This is a genomic window from Mesorhizobium erdmanii (assembly GCF_013170725.1).
GTDB classification, from domain to species: Bacteria; Pseudomonadota; Alphaproteobacteria; order Rhizobiales; family Rhizobiaceae; genus Mesorhizobium; species Mesorhizobium erdmanii.
In genome coordinates this window covers 3,417,952-3,440,536 of record NZ_CP033361.1, presented here as the reverse complement: position 1 = coordinate 3,440,536, position 22,585 = coordinate 3,417,952, and the positions used below count along the sequence as shown (strand labels likewise).

Annotated in this window: 19 protein-coding genes and 1 tRNA gene; 3 read left to right on the top strand and 17 right to left on the bottom strand. The window is 62.6% G+C overall.

Annotated elements, in window-relative coordinates:
- Positions 1–68: 68 nt before the first annotated feature.
- Positions 69–839, bottom strand: coding sequence for an alpha/beta fold hydrolase (locus EB233_RS16655; protein ID WP_064988294.1), 771 nt, complete (start codon positions 837–839; stop codon positions 69–71).
- Between the two features lie 208 nt (positions 840–1,047).
- Between EB233_RS16655 and EB233_RS16650 the strand changes: the two genes are divergently transcribed.
- Complete coding sequence (locus tag EB233_RS16650; RefSeq protein WP_064988293.1) at positions 1,048–2,010, top strand: AraC family transcriptional regulator; 963 nt, start codon at positions 1,048–1,050, stop codon at positions 2,008–2,010.
- A 242-nt stretch (positions 2,011–2,252) separates the two neighbouring features.
- Here EB233_RS16650 and EB233_RS16645 read toward each other — a convergent pair.
- Positions 2,253–2,337: transfer RNA gene (locus EB233_RS16645), tRNA-Leu, on the bottom strand.
- 236 nt (positions 2,338–2,573) lie between these two features.
- Here EB233_RS16645 and lipB point away from each other — a divergent pair.
- Positions 2,574–3,317 (top strand): lipoyl(octanoyl) transferase LipB, encoded by a 744-nt coding sequence (gene lipB / locus EB233_RS16640; RefSeq protein WP_064988292.1) that lies wholly within the window; start codon positions 2,574–2,576, stop codon positions 3,315–3,317.
- A gap of 16 nt (positions 3,318–3,333) precedes the next feature.
- On the opposite strand, the gene EB233_RS16635 is transcribed toward lipB, so the two are convergent.
- The 4 genes from EB233_RS16635 to proS all read right to left on the bottom strand — a co-directional run bounded on the left by EB233_RS16635 (position 3,334) and on the right by proS (position 8,481).
- A complete protein-coding gene (locus EB233_RS16635; RefSeq protein WP_064988291.1) occupies positions 3,334–4,590 on the bottom strand; it encodes a peptidase M50 in 1,257 nt (418 codons plus the stop codon).
- Between the two features lie 599 nt (positions 4,591–5,189).
- Entirely contained in the window at positions 5,190–5,918 is a 729-nt protein-coding gene (locus EB233_RS16630; RefSeq protein WP_171892239.1) for an ABC transporter ATP-binding protein, read from the bottom strand.
- On the bottom strand, positions 5,870–7,156 hold the full coding sequence (locus tag EB233_RS16625; RefSeq protein WP_064988290.1) for a lipoprotein-releasing ABC transporter permease subunit: 1,287 nt from the start codon (positions 7,154–7,156) through the stop codon (positions 5,870–5,872). The genes EB233_RS16630 and EB233_RS16625 overlap by 49 nt, the downstream gene beginning before the upstream one ends.
- Complete coding sequence (gene proS / locus EB233_RS16620; protein WP_064988289.1) at positions 7,153–8,481, bottom strand: proline--tRNA ligase; 1,329 nt, start codon at positions 8,479–8,481, stop codon at positions 7,153–7,155. Before proS ends, EB233_RS16625 begins: the two co-directional genes overlap by 4 nt.
- Before the next feature lie 216 nt (positions 8,482–8,697).
- Between proS and EB233_RS16615 the strand changes: the two genes are divergently transcribed.
- Positions 8,698–11,211 (top strand): caspase family protein, encoded by a 2,514-nt coding sequence (locus EB233_RS16615; RefSeq protein ID WP_064988288.1) that lies wholly within the window; start codon positions 8,698–8,700, stop codon positions 11,209–11,211.
- A gap of 494 nt (positions 11,212–11,705) precedes the next feature.
- Here EB233_RS16615 and EB233_RS16610 read toward each other — a convergent pair whose 3' ends face one another.
- The 11 genes from EB233_RS16610 to nuoH form a co-directional block, all read right to left on the bottom strand.
- Entirely contained in the window at positions 11,706–11,984 is a 279-nt protein-coding gene (locus EB233_RS16610) for a DUF1467 family protein (RefSeq protein WP_064988287.1), read from the bottom strand.
- Positions 11,981–12,385 carry a methylmalonyl-CoA epimerase gene (mce, locus tag EB233_RS16605; RefSeq protein ID WP_064988286.1) on the bottom strand — a complete coding sequence of 135 codons (405 nt, stop codon included), beginning with the start codon at positions 12,383–12,385 and terminating at the stop codon, positions 11,981–11,983. The genes EB233_RS16610 and mce overlap by 4 nt, the downstream gene beginning before the upstream one ends.
- 123 nt (positions 12,386–12,508) lie before the next feature.
- A complete protein-coding gene (locus tag EB233_RS16600; RefSeq protein WP_027051258.1) occupies positions 12,509–14,179 on the bottom strand; it encodes a ribonuclease J in 1,671 nt (556 codons plus the stop codon).
- A 37-nt stretch (positions 14,180–14,216) separates the two neighbouring features.
- The gene (locus EB233_RS16595) at positions 14,217–15,038 is read right to left on the bottom strand and encodes a biotin--[acetyl-CoA-carboxylase] ligase (protein ID WP_064988285.1); all 822 of its coding nucleotides are present in this window, start codon (positions 15,036–15,038) and stop codon (positions 14,217–14,219) included.
- Between the two features lie 4 nt (positions 15,039–15,042).
- Entirely contained in the window at positions 15,043–16,479 is a 1,437-nt protein-coding gene (nuoN, locus tag EB233_RS16590) for an NADH-quinone oxidoreductase subunit NuoN (protein WP_064988284.1), read from the bottom strand.
- A 19-nt stretch (positions 16,480–16,498) separates the two neighbouring features.
- A complete protein-coding gene (locus EB233_RS16585) occupies positions 16,499–18,004 on the bottom strand; it encodes an NADH-quinone oxidoreductase subunit M (protein ID WP_064988283.1) in 1,506 nt (501 codons plus the stop codon).
- Positions 18,004–19,977: an NADH-quinone oxidoreductase subunit L gene (nuoL, locus tag EB233_RS16580; RefSeq protein ID WP_064988282.1), complete on the bottom strand. Its 1,974-nt coding sequence runs from the start codon at positions 19,975–19,977 to the stop codon at positions 18,004–18,006. Before nuoL ends, EB233_RS16585 begins: the two co-directional genes overlap by 1 nt.
- A gap of 10 nt (positions 19,978–19,987) precedes the next feature.
- Positions 19,988–20,296 (bottom strand): NADH-quinone oxidoreductase subunit NuoK, encoded by a 309-nt coding sequence (gene nuoK, locus EB233_RS16575; protein WP_019858930.1) that lies wholly within the window; start codon positions 20,294–20,296, stop codon positions 19,988–19,990.
- A 1-nt stretch (position 20,297) separates the two neighbouring features.
- Positions 20,298–20,918: an NADH-quinone oxidoreductase subunit J gene (locus tag EB233_RS16570; protein WP_027051253.1), complete on the bottom strand. Its 621-nt coding sequence runs from the start codon at positions 20,916–20,918 to the stop codon at positions 20,298–20,300.
- 132 nt (positions 20,919–21,050) lie between these two features.
- Positions 21,051–21,542, bottom strand: coding sequence for an NADH-quinone oxidoreductase subunit NuoI (gene nuoI / locus EB233_RS16565; protein WP_027046992.1), 492 nt, complete (start codon positions 21,540–21,542; stop codon positions 21,051–21,053).
- A complete protein-coding gene (gene nuoH / locus EB233_RS16560) occupies positions 21,542–22,585 on the bottom strand; it encodes an NADH-quinone oxidoreductase subunit NuoH (protein WP_064988281.1) in 1,044 nt (347 codons plus the stop codon). Before nuoH ends, nuoI begins: the two co-directional genes overlap by 1 nt.

Below are 22,585 nucleotides of genomic sequence, written 5' to 3'. Positions count from 1 at the left end.
CCAAGCCATTCCGTGGTCCGTCGAGCACGCGTGGTGCTCCCGGCACGAAGGTGCCGGGAGCGGTATCGTCACTTCACGAGTGCGGCCTTTTCAATCACCGCGGCGACTTCCTTGGCGTGGACGACCAGGGAGGCATGGCTGCCGGCGACCTCCGTCGTCTGGGCCTTCATCCTTTCGGCGAATATGTTCTGGACCTCGGGTGCGATGACCTTGTCCTTCGTGCTGATCACATAGAACGTTGGCTTGTCGTGCCAGGCTGCCGTATCGACCGGAGCCTCGAACGCTGTGTGGTTCAACGGGAGCTGATGGTTTGCCAGGGATTCGGCGATCTCCGGAGGAAGGTCAGCCGCGACTGCCGAAGGGAACACTTTGGGATCGATGTAGAGGTTGCCCTTTTCGTCGGGATGAATCGCCGCGCCGCCTTCGGTTGCCGGACCACTCTGTGCCAGGATCGCCAGTGATTGCCCTACGTCGGGAGCGAATGCGGAGACATATACGAGCGCCGAGACTTTCGGATCGTCACCTGCTTGCGTAATGACAACGCCGCCCCAGGAGTGGCCAACGAGAACGGTCTTGCCGTTCAGTTTGGCGAGCGCCTGTTTGGTGGCATCGACGTCCGCTGCGAGGGAGGTGAGCGGGTTTTCGACGAGCGTGACGTTATACCCCTTCTTCGTGAGGATATCGGCAACCGGCTGCCAGCTCGTCTGGTCGACGAATGCACCATGGACGAGCACGATATTGTGAGCCGCCCCCTTCGGCAGTTGAGCCGATTGGGCGGGGGCCGCAACTGCTGCTCCGGCCATGAGGACGGTGGCGACCGAGAGTAGAAGATTTCGCATTGATTGCTCCTGTTGAGATCACGGACGACGCGGTCCGGGGAAGGCGTGTAGGCAGAGTTCCGGATCTTCCATCTGCCGATTTGCGAAATGGTTTGCCGCGCGACCTGTCGCCTCGCCTTGAGATCACCTAGTACGTGGAGCTCTCGGACGTTAGGCCTCAATCGTCCGAATATTGTGTCTGATCGTCCGTCGTATTAAGATCGGGAGGATGGACATCCTCGCTGAAGTGCTCGATCGAGTTCGTCTCGGCGGAACCTTGCTGTTCCACTTCGAGCTCGGCCATCCTTGGAATCTGGCGTTGCCACAGCGCCCCTACGCCCTGTTCCACTATCTCAGCCGTGGCTCGGCTACCCTCGCGCTCGAACAGGGACGAGAGCTCCACATGAACGAGGGCGACTTTGTTGTCGTCACGCGTGGCGAGCCCCATGTGATCTACTCGGACAGCCGGGCGGAGCCGTTACCGATTTTCGACATCGATCGATTAGCCGGGCGTCTTGGCCTCGTTCGTCACGGAGGCGGAGAGCAGCCGCTCGCGACGATGATCTGTGGTAATTTCGCTGTGGCACGGCCCTCGCGCGGCAGCGTTTTGGAATTGCTTCCGCCAGTTCTTCTCCTGAAGCCGACGGAAGATGGCGGATGGCTCGAGGCGATTCTGCAACGCATGGTGAGCGAGGCGGCGCTCGAGCGTCCCGGACAAGGCGTCGCGCTCTCACGCCTGACCGAAGTGCTCTTCGTTGAGGTGTTGCGAAGCTGGATCAAGTCGCTCCGCCCCGGAGAAGGCGGGTGGCTGGGGGCGATGGCGGACCCGCACATAGGACCGGCGCTTCAGTTGATTCACGAACGACCGGACCGGCCCTGGACCCTTGGCGAGCTCGGGCAAAGCGTGGGACTTGGCCGGTCGGCGTTTTCGGCTCGCTTCACCAAGCTCGTTGGCGAATCCATGTACCGTTATCTGATCTCGCGCCGGATGTCGGAGGCCGCATTTCTGCTCGAAACAAGCGACGAGGGGATTGCACGGATTGCGGCCCGTGTCGGCTATGAGACCGCAACCGCATTTTCGAAGCTGTTCCATCGACATCACGGCCTATCGCCTGGCCGCTACCGAGAATTTCGCCGCTCTGACGGCGGCCGGAGGCAAGGGGATGATCTGGAAGGAGAAGTCGTCGATTGACCTCCCGCGGTTGTGGCCGCGCGGTGATCGACAACGTCGACGTTGGACGGCACGGAAATCTGTACTCTCGGAAGGCAGACGGTTCTGGAAATCTGGTGATGGGCGGCAAGATCGAATTGTGACCGTCGATCTGCCGAATGGACCGAAGGTGCAGCCCTTGTTGGAGGGCCAGCAGTTGCACGAGCGTCTGATGACCGACAGATTGCCGGCGGGGCGTCCGAAGGCTTGCTTCAGAAAGATGTTGGTGCGGTCGAGAAGACTCGAACTTCCACGGGTTGCCCCACAGCGACCTCAACGCTGCGCGTCTACCAATTCCGCCACGACCGCACGTGGTAGGAGCCGGAACCGACCGGCTCGCGGCGTGTAGCAAATCGTTTCCGGCGAAACAAGTGCGCGGCACGCAATAATCTCAGGGCGATTGGCACAATGGTCCACAGGATAGGAAAGCAGGGCAGGAACTGGACGTTTGCGCCCGATATCGCCATATGGAAGGCGATGCATGTCGCCCAGAACAGCGAAACGGTTTCGGGACCGTGACGTGCACGAACGAAAAAACGAAAATCATGACAGAACGCAGCCAGATTGCCACGTCGTTCCTGCCTATGCCCGGCTCGGCGCCGGTCGAGTGGCGCATCGAGCCTGGCATTACGGCTTACCCCGATGCGCTGGCCTTCATGGAGGCGCGCGCCGAGGCGATCCGCGGCGGGGCCGCCGGCGAGATGGTCTGGCTGGTCGAACATCCCCCGCTCTACACCGCCGGTACCAGCGCCCGCATCGAGGACCTGATCGAGCCTGACCGCTTTCCGGTCTTCGCGGCCGGGCGCGGCGGCGAATACACCTATCATGGGCCTGGCCAGCGGATCGCCTATGTCATGCTCGACCTGAAGCGGCGGCGCGAGGATGTGCGCGCTTTCGTCGCCGCGCTCGAACAGTGGATTATCGGCACCCTCGCCGCCTTCAACGTCCATGGCGAGCGCCGCGAGGACCGGGTTGGCGTCTGGGTGGTGCGGCCGGATCGCCCTGCTCTGCCGGATGGATCGCGGGCCGAGGACAAGATCGCGGCAATCGGCATTCGGCTGCGGCGCTGGGTGAGCTTTCACGGTATCGCCATCAATGTTGAGCCGGATCTCTCCCATTTCGGCGGCATCGTGCCGTGCGGCGTCCAGGATCACGGCGTCACCAGCCTCGTCGACCTTGGCCTTCCCGTCGGCATGGCCGACCTTGATCTGGCGCTGAAATCAGCCTTCGAGGATGTGTTCGGTCCCGCGGCGGCCTTGCCTGCCGAGGTCGCTCGCAAGACCGGTTGAACCTTCCAGGTTCAACTCAAGCCAAAAACAATTGCGCCGACGCCCACAAAACTCCGCAACCATGGATGACGAACACTGCCAGCAGCGCACCGGCGATGGCGAAGCGGTCGACTGTGCGGATCGGCTCCAGCTCGTGTCGCGGCTTCACCCCGCTGCCCATCGTCAGCAGGCTGAGGACTGAAAAGACCGCGCCCGTCGCGAGCAGAAAGCTGGATGAAAAGCCGGCCCGCCAGCCCACCGCCAGGAACGCCGAAAGCAGGAAGAACGAGGCCAGCGCCAGCGCCACCGGCCCCGGGCAAATCTGGCGCAGCACCTGGCCGCCGTCGAACTTCCACACAGGCACCAGATTGGCGATGTTGAAAAGGGCCGCACAGCCTGCCAGCGCCGCCAGCAGAGCGGCCGCGGCCTTGTGCCCCTCGCCGCTCGCAAACGCGCTGGCGGCAATAACGATCGGCACCAGGAAGGCGGAGAAGCCCGCCCCCATCAGAGCCACGAAGGCTACCTCGAAGCGGCTGTTGTAGGGCCGGCCGCCAATGGCGATGCCGCCGAGCAGCGGGATGAAGATCATCCGCGCCTTGCGGTGGCCCATCAGCCGGAACGCCGCCATGTGGCCGAGCTCGTGCAGCGCGACCACCGAGGTCAGGATCGCGGCCAGCGCCAGGCCGCCGAGATGGAGACCGAAGAACGGCCACAGGATCAGTGCCGACAGCACCGCAAAGCCGACCTGGCTCAGCGGATGCTCGAACCAGCCGCCCTTGCGATACTGCCCGGTCACAGCCCAGCGCTGCAGCTTGGACAGTTCGCGGCGCATGGCGAAATAACGGAACACCAGAAAGGCAACACCGCGGTAACGATCCGTCTGGCCCAGCGTCACGCGTGTGCCGCTGCCTTCGGAGACGAGTTCGGCCGTTTCGCGATAGTCTTTCCAGAACGAGACATCGAGCGCGGTATCATCGAGGACGCGCATCGAGAAGCGGCTGCCCTCAACGACATCGTCAAAACGAGCCCGGCGCTCGATCGGCTTGCCGTCGCGGCCTTCCCACGACAGCATGATACGGGCCACACCATCCCCGTCCAGCGGCTGCGCCGAGAGGATCTCGCCGGACCATCCGGCATCGCTGCCAAGCGGCCACAACGCCTGCCAGAGGCGCTCACGGTCCATGGCGATCAAGCGGTTCATCCTGACCGTGCGCAAACCAAGCGGCGCGGTCATCAAGAGAAAGATCAGCCCGAGATTGCTGGCCACCAGAATGGCCGTGACGATGGGCGACACCTGGACCTTGCTCCCTGCCTCGGAAACGCACCCTAGCGTCACGGCGGCAAGAAAGACTTAACGGCGGAGCGGTTTTCGCCGGCGGAAACCAAGGCGGCGAGAGCCGCCAAATCACATCGCTCCGATCCAGATCGCCATGGAAACCAGAAACGCGCTCATGCAAACCAGTGAGATGACATCCTGAACCAGATCGGTCATAACTCTCTCCTGTTGTTGATATGTTCGCAATTTGTTCTAATTTTGTTTCAATGTCAACGAACAGAATCCAGGCGCAGCCGGAATCTGCGGGCGATCAGATCCGCAAGGTTAAGAAAAGGTTGACGGCTCGGCGCCTATCAACAGGTCAGGAAGATGTCGGGCGACGCCATCGTCCCGTTGCGCCTGGTTGCACTCAACCGAGCAATGGACGTGGGGCAACACGAGGCGCCAATCAAGCTGATCGCTGGCGAAAGCGCATGAGACAGGGCCGCCAGTGGCGCCTCTCTCGCAACTTTGTAACCTGGCTGCTCATCCTAGGGATGATCGCGATCTCTTCCGCCCTGATCGCACTGAATTCTCACTGGCGGTTCTAAGCCTGAGTGGCTCTCGGAGAGACGGGCCTACAGCGGCACCACCTTGCCGTCGGCGAGCGTGACACGCCGGTCCATGCGTGATGCCAGCTCGTGATTGTGGGTGGCGATCAGCGCCGCGAGACCCGATTGCCGAACCAGTGCCTCCAACGCCTCGAACACATAGGAAGCGGTGACCGGATCGAGATTGCCAGTCGGCTCATCGGCCAGCAGCACCAGCGGTGCGTTGGCAACCGCACGAGCGATGGCAACGCGTTGCTGCTCACCACCGGAGAGTTCCGACGGCCGGTGCGAAGCGCGCTTGCCGATCTGCATGTAGTCGAGCAACTGCGCCGCGCGCTCGGTCGCCTCCTTACGTGGCAGCCCCTTGATCAGCTGCGGCATCATGATGTTTTCCAGCGCCGTGAATTCCGGCAGGAGATGATGGAACTGGTAGACGAAGCCGACATCGTTGCGGCGTATCGACGTGCGTTCATCGTCGGATAGCCGCCCGCAGGCGCGGCCGGACAGGATCACGTCGCCGGCGTCGGGGCGTTCCAGCAGGCCGGCCGTGTGCAGCAGCGTCGACTTGCCGGTGCCGGAGGGCGCCACCAGCGCCACCATCTCGCCGCGTCTCAGCGAAAAATCGGCGCCGTTCAGGATGGTGAGCTTGCGCGGCCCCTGGACATAGTGCCGCTCGACGCTCTTCAGCTCGATAATGACCTCAGCCACTACTCGTACCTCAAGGCTTCGACCGGATCGAGGCGGGCGGCCCGCCATGCCGGAAATACCGTTGCCAGGAAGGATAGGCCGAGCGCCATGATGATGACATAGGTCGTCTCGCGCGGATCCATCTTCGCCGGCAGCTGGCTGAGGAAATAGAGCTCCGGATTGAACAGCACCTTGCCGGTCATCCAGGAGAAGAACTGCCGGATCGATTCGATGTTGGTGCAGATGACGACGCCGAGCAGCACACCGGCAAGCGTGCCGGTGACGCCGATCGCCGCCCCTGTCATAAGGAAGATGCGCAGGATGGCGCCGCGCGACGCGCCCATGGTGCGCAGGATGGCAATGTCGTGCCCCTTGTCCTTCACCAGCATGATCAGTCCGGAAATGATGTTGAGCGCCGCAACCAGCACGATCAGCGTCAGGATCATGAACATGACGTTGCGCTCGACCTGCAGGGCGGAAAAGAAGGTCTCGTTGCGCTGGCGCCAGTCGACCATGTCGATCGGACGCTGTGCCGCCTCCTCCACCTTCGGTTTCAGCGCGTCGACATTGTCGGGATTGTCGACATAGATCTCGATCGTCTGGGCGCGGCCGTCCATGTTGAAATAGAGCTGCGCTTCGGAGAACGGCATGTAGACGATGGACGTGTCATATTCCGACATGCCGACCTCGAAGATCGCGGAGATCTTGTAGCCCTTCATGCGCGGCGTCGTGCCGATCGGCGTCACGTCGCCGTCGGGCGAGATGAGCGTAATGGTGTCGCCGAGCGTCAGGCCGAGATTCTCGGCCATGCGCTTGCCGATGGCGACACCCTCACCGCTATCGAAATTGGCGAGCGAGCCCTGCTTGATGTTGTTGGCGACGATAGCGATCTTTCCGAGATCCTCACCGCGTATGCCGCGCACCAGCGCGCCGGTGCCGCCGCCGACATTGCCTTGCGCCAGCACCTGGCCGTCGATCAGCGGGATGGCGTATTTGACGCCGGGCACCCCGTTGATGCGGCCGGCGACCTGGGCGTAATCCTCGAGCGGCGAATCGAGCGGCTGCACGATCAAATGGCCGTTGACGCCGAGAATGCGTGTCAAAAGCTCCGCGCGAAACCCGTTCATCACGGCCATGACGACGATCAGCGTCGCCACGCCAAGCATGATTCCGAGGAAGGAGATGGAGGCGATGACCGAGATCACCGTCTCCTTGCGCCGCGAACGCAAATAGCGCCACGCTACCGTGCGTTCGAAGATGGAGAACGGGCCGGCGCCCGCCGATCTTGCCGCCGCCACTTCGCTCATGTGGCAGCACCGAAGCGTTTTTTCGCATCGGCCACCGGAAGCGTTTCGCGCTCGCCGGTCTTGCGATTCTTGATCTCGATCTCGCCGGCAGCCACGCCGCGCGGCCCGACGATCACCTGCCAGGGCAAGCCGATCAGGTCGGCGGTAGCGAATTTGCCGCCCGGCCGCTGGTCGGTATCGTCGTAAAGCACATCCTTGCCGCTGGCTGCGAAGGCGGCATAAAGCTCGTCGCAGACGCGGTCGCAGTCGGTGTCGCCCACCTTCATGTTGATCAGGCCGATGTCGAACGGCGCCACGGCGTCGGGCCAGATGATGCCGTTCTCGTCATGGCTGGCTTCGATGATCGCCGCGACAAGCCGTGACGGGCCGATACCGTAGGAGCCGCCGGAAACGAAATGATCCTTGCCGTCGGGCCCGGTCACCTTGGCACCCATCGGCTTGGAATATTTGTCGCCGAAATGGAAGATGTGGCCGACTTCAATGCCCCGCGCCGAGACCCGGTCGGTTTCGCCAAGCTTGTCCCACGCCGCCTCGTCATGCATCTCGTCGGTGGCGGCGTAAGGCGTCGTCCACGTCTTGACGATGTCCGATATCTCGGCGTCATTGGCGAAGTCGGTGTTTTCGCCAGGCACCTCGAGCGACAGATAATTGCGATCGCAATAGACCTGGCTCTCGCCGGTGTCGGCTAGAATGATGAATTCGTGGCTGAGATCGCCGCCGATCGGCCCGGTATCGGCCCGCATCGGTATCGCCTGCAGGCCCATGCGCGTGAACGTCCTGAGGTAGGACACGAACATTCTGTTATAGGCCGCCCTGGCGCCTTCGAAATCGAGGTCGAAGGAATAGGCGTCCTTCATCAGGAATTCGCGCGAGCGCATGACGCCGAAGCGCGGCCGCACCTCGTCACGGAACTTCCACTGGATGTGGTAGAGATTGAGCGGCAGGTCCTTGTAGGACTTGACGTAAGCGCGGACGATTTCGGTGACCACTTCCTCGTTGGTTGGACCGTAGAGCATGTCGCGATCTTGTCGATCCTTGATGCGCAGCATCTCCTTGCCGTAATCGTCATAGCGACCGCTTTCGCGCCACAGGTCGGCCGACTGGATTGTCGGCATCAGGATCTCCAGCGCGCCGGCTCGATTCTGCTCCTCGCGAATGATCTGGCAGACCTTGTCCAGCACCCGCTTGCCTAGTGGCAGCCAGGAAAAACTGCCCTGCCCCTGCTGGCGGATCATGCCGGCACGCAGCATCAGCCGGTGCGAGACGATCTCGGCCTCGCGAGGATTTTCTTTGAGTATGGGCAGGAAATAGCGCGACAAACGCATGGACTGGTCCGTGAATGAGAACGGCCACGCCAGAATCGGCGCGACGCAGGCTTGCTTGACCCGGCTTCATAGCCATTTCATGACGGAATGGGAACCCGGCCATGGCGGCACATTGACGCCTTCATGCCCGGAATCCTTGAGTTTCTGGATCATTTCGCGCCGGCTTGCCTGAGTTGAAAAGCCGTGGGACGCTGTGCGCTTGGGGCGGATCGGTCATTGCGGTTTTTCCTGTCGATCATCCTGGCGATCTTTTTCGTCTCGGCGGCACATGCCGAGCGGCGGGTCGCGCTCATCATCGCGGCCGACGAATACCGCAATGTGCGCCCATTGAAGAATGCGGTAAACGACAGCCGCACGATCGAATCCGCCCTGCAAAAGCTCGGCTTCGACGTCACCACCGAAGCGAACCGCGACCTGAAGCGCATGCGCCGCGCCCTGGAGGATTTCCGCAACGACGCGGCCGGCGCGGATGTCGCGCTGATCTACTTCTCCGGCCATGGCGTCGAGATCGCCGGCGACAACCGTCTTCTGCCGGTCGATGCCGATCCGTCTTCGCTGAACCGGCTGAAGGCCACCACCCTTCCGCTCGAAGAGGTGCGCGAGACAGTGACCGCGGTCGGCAAGATCGGTCTTGTCGTGCTTGATGCTTGCCGCAACGATCCTTTCGGCCAATCCGAGGGTGGCGAATCCGCGGTCGGCAAATCCGGCGAAGGGCGCGGCGTGATCTCCATCGCGCCAGAGGTGAAAGCCGAGGCCAAGCCGGGGCTCGGACGCATGGGCCGCGCGGAAAACGTGCTGTTCGCCTTTTCCGCGGCGCCCGGACAGACAGCCTCTGACGGCGCGTCCGGCAACTCCGAATTCTCCGCCGCACTGGCTAGGTTCCTGCCCACTGACGGGTTGGAAATACGCTCCGTGCTGACGCTGGTGCAGCAGCAGGTCTACGACCTCTCGCGCGGCAAGCAGCTTCCTTATGTCGAGAGCGGCTTGCCGCGGCTTTTCTTCGCCGCGCAAGCCAGCAAGGACGCCCTGCCCGAGCGCGATCGGCTGCTGCTCGCCATGGCCGATGTCACGCCGGACCTGCGCGTCGAGGTCGAGACGGTGGCGGCCAATGCCGACATGCCGCTGGCGCCACTCTACGCCGCGCTCATCACTTCCGACGGCAAGGCGATGGCACCAAGGCAGCGCCAGCAAAAACTCCAGGAAGCGGCCGACGCGTTCATCAAGGTGCGGGCCGATTTGCGCAACTTCGCCTCCTCCGATCCGGAAGTGACGGCGCTGCGCCAACAGGCCGAGGCGCAATTGGCACTCGGCTCGTTCGACGAGGCCCGCGCGTTGCTTGGCAAGGCGGCTGATATCGACGGCAAATCGCGCGACGATCTGAAAAACCGCTTCATCGAACGTACGCTGTCGGAGGCGACGACGCATTATCTTGCCGGCGGTGCCTCGCAGGCGCAATTGCGCTACGACCTCGCCATCGAGGACTACCGCAAGGCCGTGGCGCTCTACGCCGATGTCGAGGGTTTCCAAATACCGGACGAGGCGCGCTACCAGCAGACACTGTCCTGGGAGTTTATCGGCACCCTGGAAACGACCGTCGGTCATTTGCAGGAAGCCGGAAGAGCCTATGATTCGATGGTCCGGTCGGCTGAGAAACGCGCGGCCGCCGAGCCTGGCAAGATCGACCATCAGCGCGATCTTGTCGTGGCTCAGAACAAGGTCGCCGACGTCAGGAAGGCGATGGGGGATACAGCCGGCGCGATCGCGCTTTACCAGCAGGCGCTCGCCACGATGAAAGCGATCCTCGAAAAGGAGCCTACGTTTGGCTATCTGCGCGACTACGCCGTCGGCTTCAACCGCATCGGCGACGCCATGCGGATTTCGGGCGACGGCCCCGGCGCGCTGGCGAATTACCGTTCGGCGCTCAAGGTCGCCGAATTCCTGGCCGAGAAAGCACCGGACGATGACGGCTTTCGGCGCGACCTTTCCGTCAGCCATTCCAAGGTCGGGCTGGCGCTCAGGCTGACCAACGATCTGCAGGGTTCGATCGCCGAATATGAAGTCGCCTTGCGGATCACCGAGGCGCTGGCGAAGAAGAAGCCCGACGACAGTGAGCTCCAGCGCGACATCAGCGTCAGCTTGAACGCCATCGGCGATGTGCAGCGGCTGTCCGGGCACAATGACAGGGCTTTCGACCCCTACCAGCGCAGCGTCGAGATCGCGAAGACGCTGGTGGCACGAGATCCTGGGAACACCTTGTGGCGGCGTGACCTCGAGCTCGCGCTGGGCAAGGTGGCCGATGCCATGAACGAGGCCGGCAACTCGGATGGGGCACTTGCCAACCACCGTTCCGCGCAGGCCATTGCCGAATATCTGGCCGAACTCGACCCCGATAATGCCGAATGGCAGCGCGACCTTGCAGTCGGCCACAACCGGATCGGCGATGTGCTGATGAGCAAGGGGGACAAAAGCGGCGCGGCTGCCGAGTACCGGGCCGGTTTCGTGATCGCCGACACGCAATTGCACGCCGACCCGGGCAATGCGCAGCGAACGGTGGACGCCGCCTACAGCCGATACAAGCTGGCCGTTGCTGGCGTTGATTCGTCGACAAACTTCAAAGCCGCGCTAGCCATGCTGACGGGCCTGAAATCGCAGGGACGACTGCCGGGTGCCAACGAAGGCTGGATCGGCATGGTCGAGAAAGCGATGGCCGAGGCCGGTGTCGCAAAATAGGGTCCAGCCGACTGCGCGGAGAGCAGAACGTCTTCGGATTTGGCCGCCAATTCTTTGCGCGCGTCAATTCAAGATATGCCGCGAAGGCTCCGCCGCACCTGGCTGGCCGTTTCAAAAGCAAAGCATGCCATACTATTGTGCAGTGCAGCACGAGAATGCCTGTTTCGAGGCAAAATTCTTCGTGACATTGTCATTTGGCTTAGGCTAATGTGCCGCGATAACCGAGAGGGCGGAGAAAAATCTGCTCTCCTACGCGGTCAAAGTCTTGGGAGGATGCGATCTAGGCGCGGTAACTCGCTGCCGCCGGATACCGGAAACAGATCGGACGCGTTTAATTGCAAGGCCTCGTGCCTTGCATTTTTTTTGTGCAATCATCTGGTTAGCGCGGTGAGGTGCCAAGCTGCATGACGTTGCGTCAGCAGCGCGCGATCACGAAAGATGGCAGCCTCTCGACCGCCTCCGCACCCAGGTCGTCAGAGCACCCTGTCGAAAATCTACTTTGCCGGGCTGAAATCCGGCATGACGCGCGAGAGGTCGTCGATGCTGTATCCCAGCCCGTGCGTCAGGCCATAGAAAATGCCCATGAGGATCGCCGTGACGATGGTGGTACGGATCACGGCGCGCAGCATGTGCGGCCCGCGCGGCGCGCTCGCCACCGTGCCCAGCGTCACGTCGTGATCGTCGTCCTGCGTCCTGACGCTGAACGGCAGCACGACGAACAGCACCACCCACCAGGTCGCGAAAAACAGGGCGGTGAACGAAATCCAGCTCATGATTGTTCCAGTTCGATCAGCGTGCCGAAGAAATCCTTCGGATGCAGGAACAGCACCGGCTTGCCATGCGCGCCGAGCTTCGGGTTGCCGTCACCCAGCACGCGGGCACCGGCGGCCTTGAGCTGGTCGCGCGCGGCCAGGATATCGCCGACCTCGTAGCAGAGATGATGCATGCCGCCGGACGGGTTCTTCACGAGGAACGCGGCGATCGGCGAGCCCTCGCCCAAGGGCTCCAGAAGTTCGATCTTGGTGTTGCCGACATTGACGAACACGACCGTGACACCATGCTCCGGCAAAGCCTGCGGCTCAGTCACCTCGGCGCCGAGCGTATTGCGGTAAGCAGCAGCGGCCGCGGCCAGATCCGGCACAGCAAGCGCGACATGGTTGAGGCGTCCAAGCATAGAGCACTCCGCTTCAGGGGAGTAAGGGAGTAGGCAGTATGGGAGTAGGGACAACAAGACAGAAGAAAAGCAACCGCTCACCCCCCTACTGCCTACTCCCTTACTCCCCTATTTCCCTGTTCGTCACCTCGTGACAAACACAGTCACCAGCGGCTTCTTGCCCCAGGCTTCGTTGGCTGCACCGCGCACCGCGCGACGCACCGCCTCTTGCACGAGGTCGAGATCTTTTCGCCGCTGACGGGGAATGGATTCCACAGCGCCAACTGCGGCATCGATCATCAGGTCCTCAAGCGTCTCGCCACTGGCGTCCGCCTCGGCGACGCCGATCGCGACCAAATCGGGATCCCCGGCCAACTCATACTTGTCGTCGAGCACGACATTGACCGCGACGTGGCCGGCAAAGGAGAGCTTGCGCCGGTCGCGAATGCCCATCGCCTGGTCGGTGCCGATCAGATTGCCATCCTTGTAAATGCGGCCGAACGGCACCTGGTCGATGATGGTGGCGGGACCAGGCGCAAGCCTCAGCATGTCGCCGTCGCGCACCTGCGCCACTTGGCCAATGCCGGAGGTCGACATCAGCGACCCCTGCCCCACCAGATGCGCCGCCTCGCCATGCACGGGTACGCCGATCTGCGGGCGCACCCATTCGTACATCTTGCGCAACTCGCTGCGGCGGGGGTGGCCGGAGACGTGCACGAGCGCGTCGCCATCCTCGATGATCTTGATGCCGAGATCGATGAGACGATTCTTGATCTCGAGGATCGCCTTCTCGTTGCCGGGGATGGTGCGCGAGGAAAACACCACCGTGTCGCCCGCCGTCAGCGACACCGACTTCATCTCGTCGCGCGACAGTTTCGCCAGCGCCGCCAGCGGCTCTCCCTGGCTGCCGGTGCAGATGATGACCAGGTTCTCGCGCGGGATGAAGCCGAAATCTTCCTCGGCGATAAATTCCGGCAGCCCATCCATATAGCCGAGTTCGTCGGCGACATCGATGACGCGCTTCAACGACCGGCCAAGCACCAGGCACTGGCGCCCGGCATCGCGCGCCGCCCTGGCGATGGAGACGATACGCCCGACATTGGAGGAGAAAGTGGTGACGGCGACGCGGCCCTTGGCTGACTGGATGACGCCCTTGAGTCCTTCGCCGACGGCGACTTCCGAAGGCGACTCCCCTTCCCGCAACGCGTTGGTCGAATCGCAGATCAGCGCCAGCACGCCCTTGTCGCCATAGGCCCGGAAGCGCGCCTCGTCGGTCTTGGGTCCGATCGTCGGTTCCGGATCGATCTTCCAGTCGCCGGTGTGAATGACGGTACCGGCCGGCGAGGTGATCGCCAGCGACATCGGCTCCGGTATCGAGTGAGCCACCGGAATGGCTTCGATCTCAAACGGGCCGACGGTGAATTTCTCGCCCGCCCGGTAGATCGTCAGCGGGATTTTCGCTGCCCCCTGCTCCCCCTGCCGCTTGGCTTCCAAGAGCCCGGCGCTGAACGGTGTCATCCACACCGGCGCCTTCAGCTTCGGCCAGATGTCGAGCAATGCGCCATAGTGGTCTTCATGCGCGTGGGTGATGATGATGCCGCGCAGATTGGCGAGGTTCTCCTCGATGAAGCGTGTGTCGGGCAGGATCAGGTCGACGCCCGGATGCGCCGCGTCGGGAAAGGTGACGCCGACATCGATGACGATCCATTCGCGCGCGCTCGGCGGGCCGTAGCCGTAGAGGGCGAAGTTCATGCCGATCTCGCCGACGCCGCCGAGCGGCACGAAGACGAGTTCGGCGTTTTCCGCTTTCGCCATTATTCTTTCCTTCCTGACCCTCGGGCCAAGTCCACTACTAGGCTCTGGCCGAAGCGACCGCACCGAAATGCACGTCGCCAGCCGCGATCGTCAGAACCGACCCCTCATCGTCGCGGATCACGAAACGGCAGTCCTCGTCAATGGTCTCGAACACTCCACGCACCACATTACCGTCAATTCTGACGGCAACCTCGCCGCCAAGCCCCGCCGCGAGCGCCAGCCAGCGCCGTCTGACGGCGGCAAGGCCGCGGCCCTCATCCCAAAGGCGGGCATTCTCGCTCCAGGCATCCGACAGCGCCAGGAACAGCGTCTCGGCATCGCATGTCGCACCCAGAGCTTGCAGCGATGTCGCGGGATAAGGCAAATCGCTGGGGTGCGCCACCACATTGACGCCGATGCCGACCGCGACCGCGAAACGGCCGCCCTCCAGTATCGCCGACTCGAGCAGGATGCCGGCGAGCTTCGCTCCGGAAGCTAGCACGTCGTTCGGCCATTTCAGCTCGAAGCGGTTTTGTCCCTGGCTCGCGCCATCGAGGCCGATTGATATCCGGCCCTTCGGCACCACCGCGTCGAGCGCATCGGCAAGCGACAGGCCGGCGACGAAACCCAGCGTCGCGGCAAGGCGAAGTTCACCGCCGGTGATGACGAGCAAGGTCGCCGCCAGATTGCCTTCGGGCGACACCCAGGCGCGACCGCGCCGGCCACGCCCGCTTTCCTGCTTTTTGGAAACGACCCAGAGCCTGCCCGTGTCGCCGGCCCGGGCGTGGTCGAGCGCCACCGTATTGGTGGAACCGATGCTGTCATGGGCCTCGAGCCGGAACCCTTCCGACGCCGAGGTTGGGGCCAGTCGAAACGCCATCCCGTCAGAAAAATGTCTTGGCCGCGGCTTCGGCATAGGTGCCGATCGGCCCGCCGATCAGCACATAGAACAGCACGAAGGCGCCACAGACGCCGAGCACGACACGCAGTTCGCTCGCCATCGGCACGAAGCCGCCGACCGGTTCGTCGAACCACATAATCTTGATGATGCGCAGATAGTAGTAGGCGCCCACCACCGAGGCCAGCACGCCGATGATCGCCAGCGCGTAGAGGTTGGCATTGATGGCGGCGAGGAAGACGTACCACTTCCCCCAGAAGCCGGCGAGCGGCGGAATGCCGGCCAGCGAGAACATCAGGATGGTGAGAATGGTCGCCATGATCGGATTGGTCGAGGACAGCCCGGCCAGGTCACTGATCTGCTCGACATTGCCTTCCTTGCGCCGCATGGCGAGGATGAAGGCGAAGGTGCCGAGCGTCATTACCAGGTAGATCAGCATGTAGATGGCGACACCACGCACGCCGGCCTGGCTGTTGGCGGCAAGGCCGACCAGCGCGTAGCCCATATGACCGATCGAGGAATAGGCCATCAGCCGCTTGATGTTGGTCTGGCCGATCGCGGCGAAGGCGCCGAGCGCCATCGAGGCGATCGAGATGAAGACGACGATCTGCTGCCAGTCGGCGGCGATCGGTTTGAAGGCGCCCATGGTGACGCGCACGATCAGCGCCATCGCCGCCATCTTGGGGGCCGCCGCCAGGAAGGCCGTCACCGGCGTCGGCGCGCCCTCATAGACGTCGGGCGTCCACATGTGGAACGGCACCGCCGAGATCTTGAAGGCAAGGCCGGCCAGCACGAAGACGAGGCCGAAAACCAGGCCAAGCTGGCGCTCGCCGCTGCCCAGCGCCGTGGCGATCTCCTGGAAACCGGTATTGCCGGTGTAGCCATAGACCAGGCTGATGCCGTAGAGCAGCATGCCCGACGACAGAGCGCCGAGGACGAAGTACTTCAGGCCAGCTTCTGTCGAACGCAGATTGTCACGGTTGATCGCCGCCAGCACGTAGATCGCCAGTGACTGCAGCTCGAGGCCGAGATAGAGCCCGATCATGCCGTTGGCCGAGATCATCAGCATCATGCCCAGCGTGCAGAGCAGGATCAGCACCGGATATTCGAACTTGTCGAAACGCTCGGCCTTGGCAAAACGCATCGACATGACGAGCGTCACCGCGGAGCCGACCAGGGCCAGCACCTTCATGAAGCGGGCGAAGGGATCCTGGATGAAGGCGTTGCCATAGGCGCTGCCCTGCCCGGTGTGAAAGATCAGCCAGGCGCCGGCGACCACCAGCACGGCAACCGCGAGGCCGGTCACGGTGTTGGCGGTGTTGGCGCGCGAATAGGCGCCGACCATCAGCAGCGCGAGCGCGCCGATGGCAAGGATCAGCTCGGGCGTCGAGAGCGACAGGCTGGAGAGAAGGTCCGGCGTCATGGTTCGCAAAACCCCTGGGTCAGTTCGCCGCCGCGGTCTGCGCGGCGCCGATGGATGCGGTGACATTGGTGACGAGCGATTTGACCGATTGGGCCGTCGCGTCGAAGACGGGAGCGGGATAGACGCCGAAGAAGATGACGAGGATCACCAGCGGATAGATGATGACCTTCTCACGCGGCGACAGGTCCAGCAGCCCCTTGAGGCTGTCCTTGGTCAGCGCGCCGAAGATCACCCGGCGGTACAGCCAAAGCGCATAGGCAGCCGACAGGATGACGCCGGTGGCGGCGAAGAACGCCACCCAGGTGTTGACCCGGAAGACGCCCAGCATGGTCAGGAACTCGCCGATGAAGCCCGATGTGCCCGGCAGGCCGACATTGGCCATCGTGAAGATCAGGAACACCGTGGCGTATTTCGGCATGTTGTTGACGAGGCCGCCATAGGCCGCGATCTCACGCGTATGCATGCGGTCGTAGATGACGCCGACGCACAGGAACAGAGCGCCCGAGACGAGGCCGTGGCTCAGCATCTGGAAGATCGCGCCCTGCACGCCTTCCTGGTTCATGGCGAAGATACCCATGGTGACGAAGCCCATATGGGCGACGGACGAATAGGCGATCAGCTTCTTCATGTCCTCCTGCATCAGCGCCACCAGTGAAGTGTAGATGATGGCGACGACCGAGAGCGTGAACACCAGCGGCGCGAACATTTCGGACGCCAGCGGGAACATCGGCAAGGAGAAGCGCAGGAAACCGTATCCGCCCATCTTCAAGAGGATGCCGGCCAGGATGACCGAACCCGCCGTCGGCGCCTCGACGTGGGCATCCGGCAGCCAGGTATGCACCGGCCACATCGGCATCTTCACCGCGAAGGAGGCGAAGAAGGCAAGCCATAGCCAGGTCTGCATGTTGGCCGGGAAGCTGTGCGTCAACAGCGTCGGAATGTCGGTCGTGCCGGACTGATAGAACATCGCCATGATGGCGAGCAGCATCAGCACCGAGCCGGCCAGCGTGTAGAGGAAGAACTTGAACGAGGCGTAGACGCGCCGCTTGCCGCCCCACACGCCGATGATGATGAACATCGGGATCAGACCGGCTTCGAAGAAGACGTAGAACAGCACGATGTCGAGCGCGCAGAACACGCCGATCATCAGCGTCTCGAGCAGCAGGAAGGCGATCATATAGGCCTTGACGCGCTTCTCGATCGATTCCCACGACGCCAGGATGCAGAGCGGCATCAGGAACGTCGTCAGGATGACGAACAGCATCGAAATGCCGTCGACGCCCATATGGTAGGAAATGCCGGAATCGAGCCAGGCGAATTTCTCGACGAACTGGAAGCCGGCCTGCGAATTGTCGAAGCCGGTCCAGATGAACAACGAGACGATGAAGGTGAACGTCGTCGTCAATAGCGCGATGGCGCGGATGTTGCGGCGTGCGTTTTCGCTGTCGTCCCTGATGAACAGGATCAGCAGCACACCAACCAGCGGCAGGAAGGTGACCAGCGAGAGGATTGGCCAGGCGGTCATCAGAGCATCATCCAGGTGACGAGTGCGGCAACGCCGATCAGCATGGCGAAGGCATAATGATAGAGGTAGCCGGTCTGCAGCTTGACGACTCGGTTGGTGACATCGACGACGCGCGCCGAAATGCCGTCCGGCCCGAGCCCGTCGATGATTGTGCCGTCACCGGTCTTCCACAGGAAATGGCCAAGGCGCTTGGCGGGCCGCACGAACAGGAAGTCGTAGAGCTCGTCGAAATACCATTTGTTGAGCAGGAAGGCGTAGAGCCCGCGATTCTGCTGCGCAAGGTTCACCGGCATCTCCGGCGAGCGGATGTAGAACTTCCAGGCCAGCGCGAACCCGATCAGCATGGCGATGAAGGGCGACAGTTCGACCCACAGCGGCAGTTCATGGATCTCGTGCAGGATATGGTTGTCCGGCAGCGTGAACAGCGACGCCTTCCAGAACTCGGCGTAGCCCTCGCCGATGAAGGAATTATGGAAGATGATGCCGGCAAACAGCGCACCGGCGGCCAGCACGAACAACGGCACCAGCATCACCGGCGGCGATTCATGGACATGGTGCATCACGTCATGGCTCGCCCGCGGCTTGCCGTGGAAGGTCATGAAGATCAGCCGCCAGGAATAGAAGGCCGTGAAGCAGGCGGCGATGACCAGCAGTATGAAGGCAAGGCCGGCGACTGAATTGTGGCTGGCAAAGGCGCTCTCGATGATGGCGTCCTTGGAGAAGAAGCCGGCGGTGCCGATGACGGTCACCGGAATGCCGACGCCGGTCAGCGCCAGCGTGCCGATCACCATCATCCAGTAGGTGGTCGGGATCAACTTTCGCAGACCGCCCATCTTGCGCATATCCTGCTCATCGGAGACGGCATGGATGACCGAGCCCGAGCCGAGGAACAGCAGCGCCTTGAAGAAGGCATGCGTGAACAGGTGGAAGATTGCCGCGCCGTAGGCGCCGACGCCGAGTGCCACGAACATGTAGCCGAGCTGTGAGCAGGTCGAATAGGCGATGACGCGCTTGATGTCGTTCTGGACCAGACCGACGGTGGCGGCGAAGAAGGCGGTGAAGGCGCCAATGAAGGTCACCACGGTCAGCGCGGAATGCGACAGTTCGAACAGCGGTGACAGCCGCGCCAGCATGAAGACGCCCGCCGTCACCATGGTGGCGGCATGGATGAGCGCGGAGACCGGCGTCGGGCCTTCCATGGCGTCTGGCAGCCAGGTGTGCAGCGGCACCTGCGCCGACTTGCCCATGGCGCCCATGAAGAGCAGCAGGCAGACGACGGTCATGGCCGACTGCTTGTCCAGCGCATGGCCGAGGAAGGTCAGCACGGCAGCACCCTGCGGCGCGCCTTCAGCCGGAATGAACGTTGCCGCGTTGGCGAAGATGGTGCCGAGATTGACCGAGCCGAACAGCACGAACACGCCGAAAATGCCAAGCGCAAAACCGAAATCGCCGACACGGTTGACGACAAAGGCCTTGATGGCGGCGGCATTGGCCGAAGGCTTCTTGTACCAGAAGCCGATCAGCAGGTAGGACGCGAGACCGACCCCTTCCCAGCCGAAGAACATCTGCACCAGATTGTCGGCCGTCACCAGCATCAGCATGGCGAAGGTGAACAGCGACAGATAGGCGAAGAAACGCGGCCGGTTCGGATCGTGATGCATGTAGCCGATCGAATAGATGTGGACCAGCGCCGACACGGTGTTGACCACCACCAGCATCACCACCGTCAGCGTGTCGATGCGCAGCGCCCAGGAAACGTCCAGCCCGCCGGACTGGATCCAGTGCAGCACCGGCACGGTGAACACCTCGCCACGGCCGAAGCCGACGCTGAAGAAGGCAACCCACGACAGCACCGCCGAAATCACCAGGAAGCCGGAGGTGATGTACTCGGAAGCCTTGGCGCCGAGCGACGTGCCGAACAGGCCGACGATCAGGAAGCCGAGCAGTGGAAGGAAGACGATGGCCTGATACATGGTGGTTCCGTCAACCCTTCATCATGTTCACGTCTTCGACCGCGATCGAGCCGCGGTTGCGGAAGAAGACGACGAGAATGGCAAGTCCGATGGCGGCCTCTGCCGCCGCGACCGTCAGCACGAACAGCGCGAACACCTGGCCGACCAGATCGCCGAGTGCCGCCGAAAAGGCGACGAAGTTGATGTTGACCGCAAGCAGGATCAACTCGACCGACATCAGGATGACGATGACGTTCTTGCGGTTCAGGAAGATGCCGAACACGCCGAGCGTGAACAGGATCGCCGATACGGTCAGATAATGTGCGATGCCGACGACCATCTCAGACTCCTTCGCCCGACTTGACCTTGCGGATTTCCATGCCGGTGGCCGGCGTGCGGCCGACCTGGGCTGCGATCGACTGCCGCTTGACCCCTTCCTTGTGGCGCAGCGTCAAAACGATGGCGCCGATCATGGCAACCAGCAGGATGAGGCCCGAAATCTGGAAGTAGTAGAGGTAGTCGGTATAGAGGATGTCGCCGAGCGCGGCCGTGTTCGAACGCGCGGCGAGATCGGGAATGGGCTTGGCCACCGTCGAGGCGAGTTTCGGCGCGAATGTGTAGCCGCCCAGCACGACGATCAGTTCCGCCGCCAGGATCAGCCCGACCAGCGCGCCGATCGGTGCGTATTGCAAGGCGCCGCTCTTCAATTCGGCGAAGTCGACGTCGAGCATCATGACCACGAACAGGAACAGCACCATGACCGCGCCGACATAGACGACGAGCAGGATCATCGCCAGGAACTCGGCGCCGGTCAGCATGAACAGGCCGGCGGCATTGAAGAAGGTCAGGATCAGGAACAGCACCGAATGCACGGGGTTGCGCGACGAAATGACCATGAACGCCGATGCCACGGCGACAAAGGCGAAGAGGTAGAAGAAGGCCGCCTCTAGTCCACTCAGCATTGGGGATCCCCCGGGTTCCAAATTTCGACTCCGACCCGCCTCCGGTTCGAAATCGCGTGTTCCATAGACGGGCGACGTTGCGCCGTCCACTTTCTTGTTCCTTCTCCCCGTTTACGGGGAGAAGCGCGCCAACTACCGGTACGGCGCATCCAGCGAGATGTTGCGTGCCAGTTCGCGCTCCCACCGGTCGCCATTCGCCAGCAGCTTGTCCTTGTCGTAGTAGAGTTCCTCGCGGGTCTCCGTCGCGAACTCGAAATTCGGTCCCTCGACGATGGCGTCGACCGGGCAGGCTTCCTGGCAGAAGCCGCAATAAATGCACTTCACCATGTCGATGTCGTAACGCACCGTCCGGCGCGTGCCGTCGTTGCGGCGCGGGCCGGCCTCGATGGTGATGGCCTGCGCCGGGCAGATCGCCTCGCACAATTTGCAGGCGATGCAGCGTTCCTCGCCATTGGGATAGCGACGCAACGCATGCTCGCCACGGAAGCGCGGGCTGGTCGGCCCCTTCTCGTGCGGATAGTTGATCGTCTCCTTCGGCGCGAAGAACTGGCGCATCGACAGGAAGAAGGCGCTGACGAAATCCTGCAGCAGCAGGGATTTTGCGGCCTGGGACAGAGCGGACATCACGCAAACCCCGTGATCTTGAGGAAGGCTGCGGTGGCGACCACCATGAACAGCGAGATCGGCAGGAATACTTTCCAGCCCAGCCGCATCAACTGGTCGTAGCGGTAGCGCGGCACGAAGGCCTTCACCATGGAGATGCCGAAAAACACGAAGCACACCTTCAGCACGAACCAGATGACCCCGGGAACCCAGGTGAACGGGGCGAAGTCGAAGGGCGGCAGCCAACCGCCGAGGAACAGGATGGTGGCCAGCGCGCACATCAGGACGATGGCGACATATTCGCCGAGGAAGAACAGCAGGAACGGCGTCGATGAATACTCGACCATGTGGCCGGCGACGAGTTCCGATTCAGCTTCGACCAGGTCGAAAGGCGGCCGGTTCGTCTCGGCCAGTGCCGAGATGAAGAAGATGATGAACATCGGGAACAGCGCCAGCCAGTTCCAGTCGAGGAAGGTGTTGGGCAGGCCAAGCCGCGTGCCAAGTCCACCTTGCTGCGACAACACGATGTCGCTGAGGTTGAGCGAACCGGCGGTGAGCAGCACGGTGACGATGACGAAGCCGATCGAGACTTCGTAGGACACCATCTGCGCCGCCGAGCGCAGCGCGCCGAGGAACGGATATTTCGAGTTGGATGCCCAGCCGCCCATGATAACGCCATAGACCTCGAGAGAGGAGATGGCGAAGACATAGAGGATGCCTACATTGACGTTGGCGATCGCCCAGCCCTGGTTGACGGGAATGACCGCCCAGGCCGAGATCGCAAGCACCGCCGACACCAGCGGCGCCAACAGGAAGACGCCCTTGTTGGCGCCGGACGGGATGACCGGTTCCTTGAAGACGAACTTCAACAGATCGGCGAAGGCCTGCAGCGTGCCCCAGGGCCCGACGACGTTCGGGCCACGGCGCAACTGAACCGCCGCCCAGATCTTGCGGTCAGCGTAGAGGATGTAGGCGACGAAGACCAGAAGCACGACGATCAGCACGACCGACTTCAGGAGGATCAGCAGCGCCGGCAGCACGTAGAAGGAGAAGAAGGTATCCAT

Excerpts from the sequence above, each read along its gene's own strand:
- EB233_RS16600 (WP_027051258.1), bottom strand. The coding sequence starts at position 14,179 with ATGGCGAAAGCGGAAAACGCCGAACTCGTCTTCGTGCCGCTCGGCGGC.
- EB233_RS16570 (WP_027051253.1), bottom strand. The coding sequence starts at position 20,918 with ATGCTGAGTGGACTAGAGGCGGCCTTCTTCTACCTCTTCGCCTTTGTC.
- mce (WP_064988286.1), bottom strand. The coding sequence starts at position 12,385 with ATGCTTGGACGCCTCAACCATGTCGCGCTTGCTGTGCCGGATCTGGCC.
- proS (WP_064988289.1), bottom strand. The coding sequence starts at position 8,481 with ATGCGTTTGTCGCGCTATTTCCTGCCCATACTCAAAGAAAATCCTCGC.
- EB233_RS16625 (WP_064988290.1), bottom strand. The coding sequence starts at position 7,156 with ATGAGCGAAGTGGCGGCGGCAAGATCGGCGGGCGCCGGCCCGTTCTCC.
- nuoI (WP_027046992.1), bottom strand. The coding sequence starts at position 21,542 with ATGTCCGCTCTGTCCCAGGCCGCAAAATCCCTGCTGCTGCAGGATTTC.
- lipB (WP_064988292.1), top strand. The coding sequence starts at position 2,574 with ATGACAGAACGCAGCCAGATTGCCACGTCGTTCCTGCCTATGCCCGGC.
- EB233_RS16650 (WP_064988293.1), top strand. The coding sequence starts at position 1,048 with ATGGACATCCTCGCTGAAGTGCTCGATCGAGTTCGTCTCGGCGGAACC.
- nuoN (WP_064988284.1), bottom strand. The coding sequence starts at position 16,479 with ATGACGCCGGACCTTCTCTCCAGCCTGTCGCTCTCGACGCCCGAGCTG.
- EB233_RS16655 (WP_064988294.1), bottom strand. The coding sequence starts at position 839 with ATGCGAAATCTTCTACTCTCGGTCGCCACCGTCCTCATGGCCGGAGCA.
- nuoL (WP_064988282.1), bottom strand. The coding sequence starts at position 19,977 with ATGTATCAGGCCATCGTCTTCCTTCCACTGCTCGGCTTCCTGATCGTC.
- nuoK (WP_019858930.1), bottom strand. The coding sequence starts at position 20,296 with ATGGTCGTCGGCATCGCACATTATCTGACCGTATCGGCGATCCTGTTC.
- EB233_RS16630 (WP_171892239.1), bottom strand. The coding sequence starts at position 5,918 with ATGGCGGGCCGCCCGCCTCGATCCGGTCGAAGCCTTGAGGTACGAGTA.
- EB233_RS16595 (WP_064988285.1), bottom strand. The coding sequence starts at position 15,038 with ATGGCGTTTCGACTGGCCCCAACCTCGGCGTCGGAAGGGTTCCGGCTC.
- EB233_RS16585 (WP_064988283.1), bottom strand. The coding sequence starts at position 18,004 with ATGACCGCCTGGCCAATCCTCTCGCTGGTCACCTTCCTGCCGCTGGTT.
- nuoH (WP_064988281.1), bottom strand. The coding sequence starts at position 22,585 with ATGGATACCTTCTTCTCCTTCTACGTGCTGCCGGCGCTGCTGATCCTC.
- EB233_RS16610 (WP_064988287.1), bottom strand. The coding sequence starts at position 11,984 with ATGAGCTGGATTTCGTTCACCGCCCTGTTTTTCGCGACCTGGTGGGTG.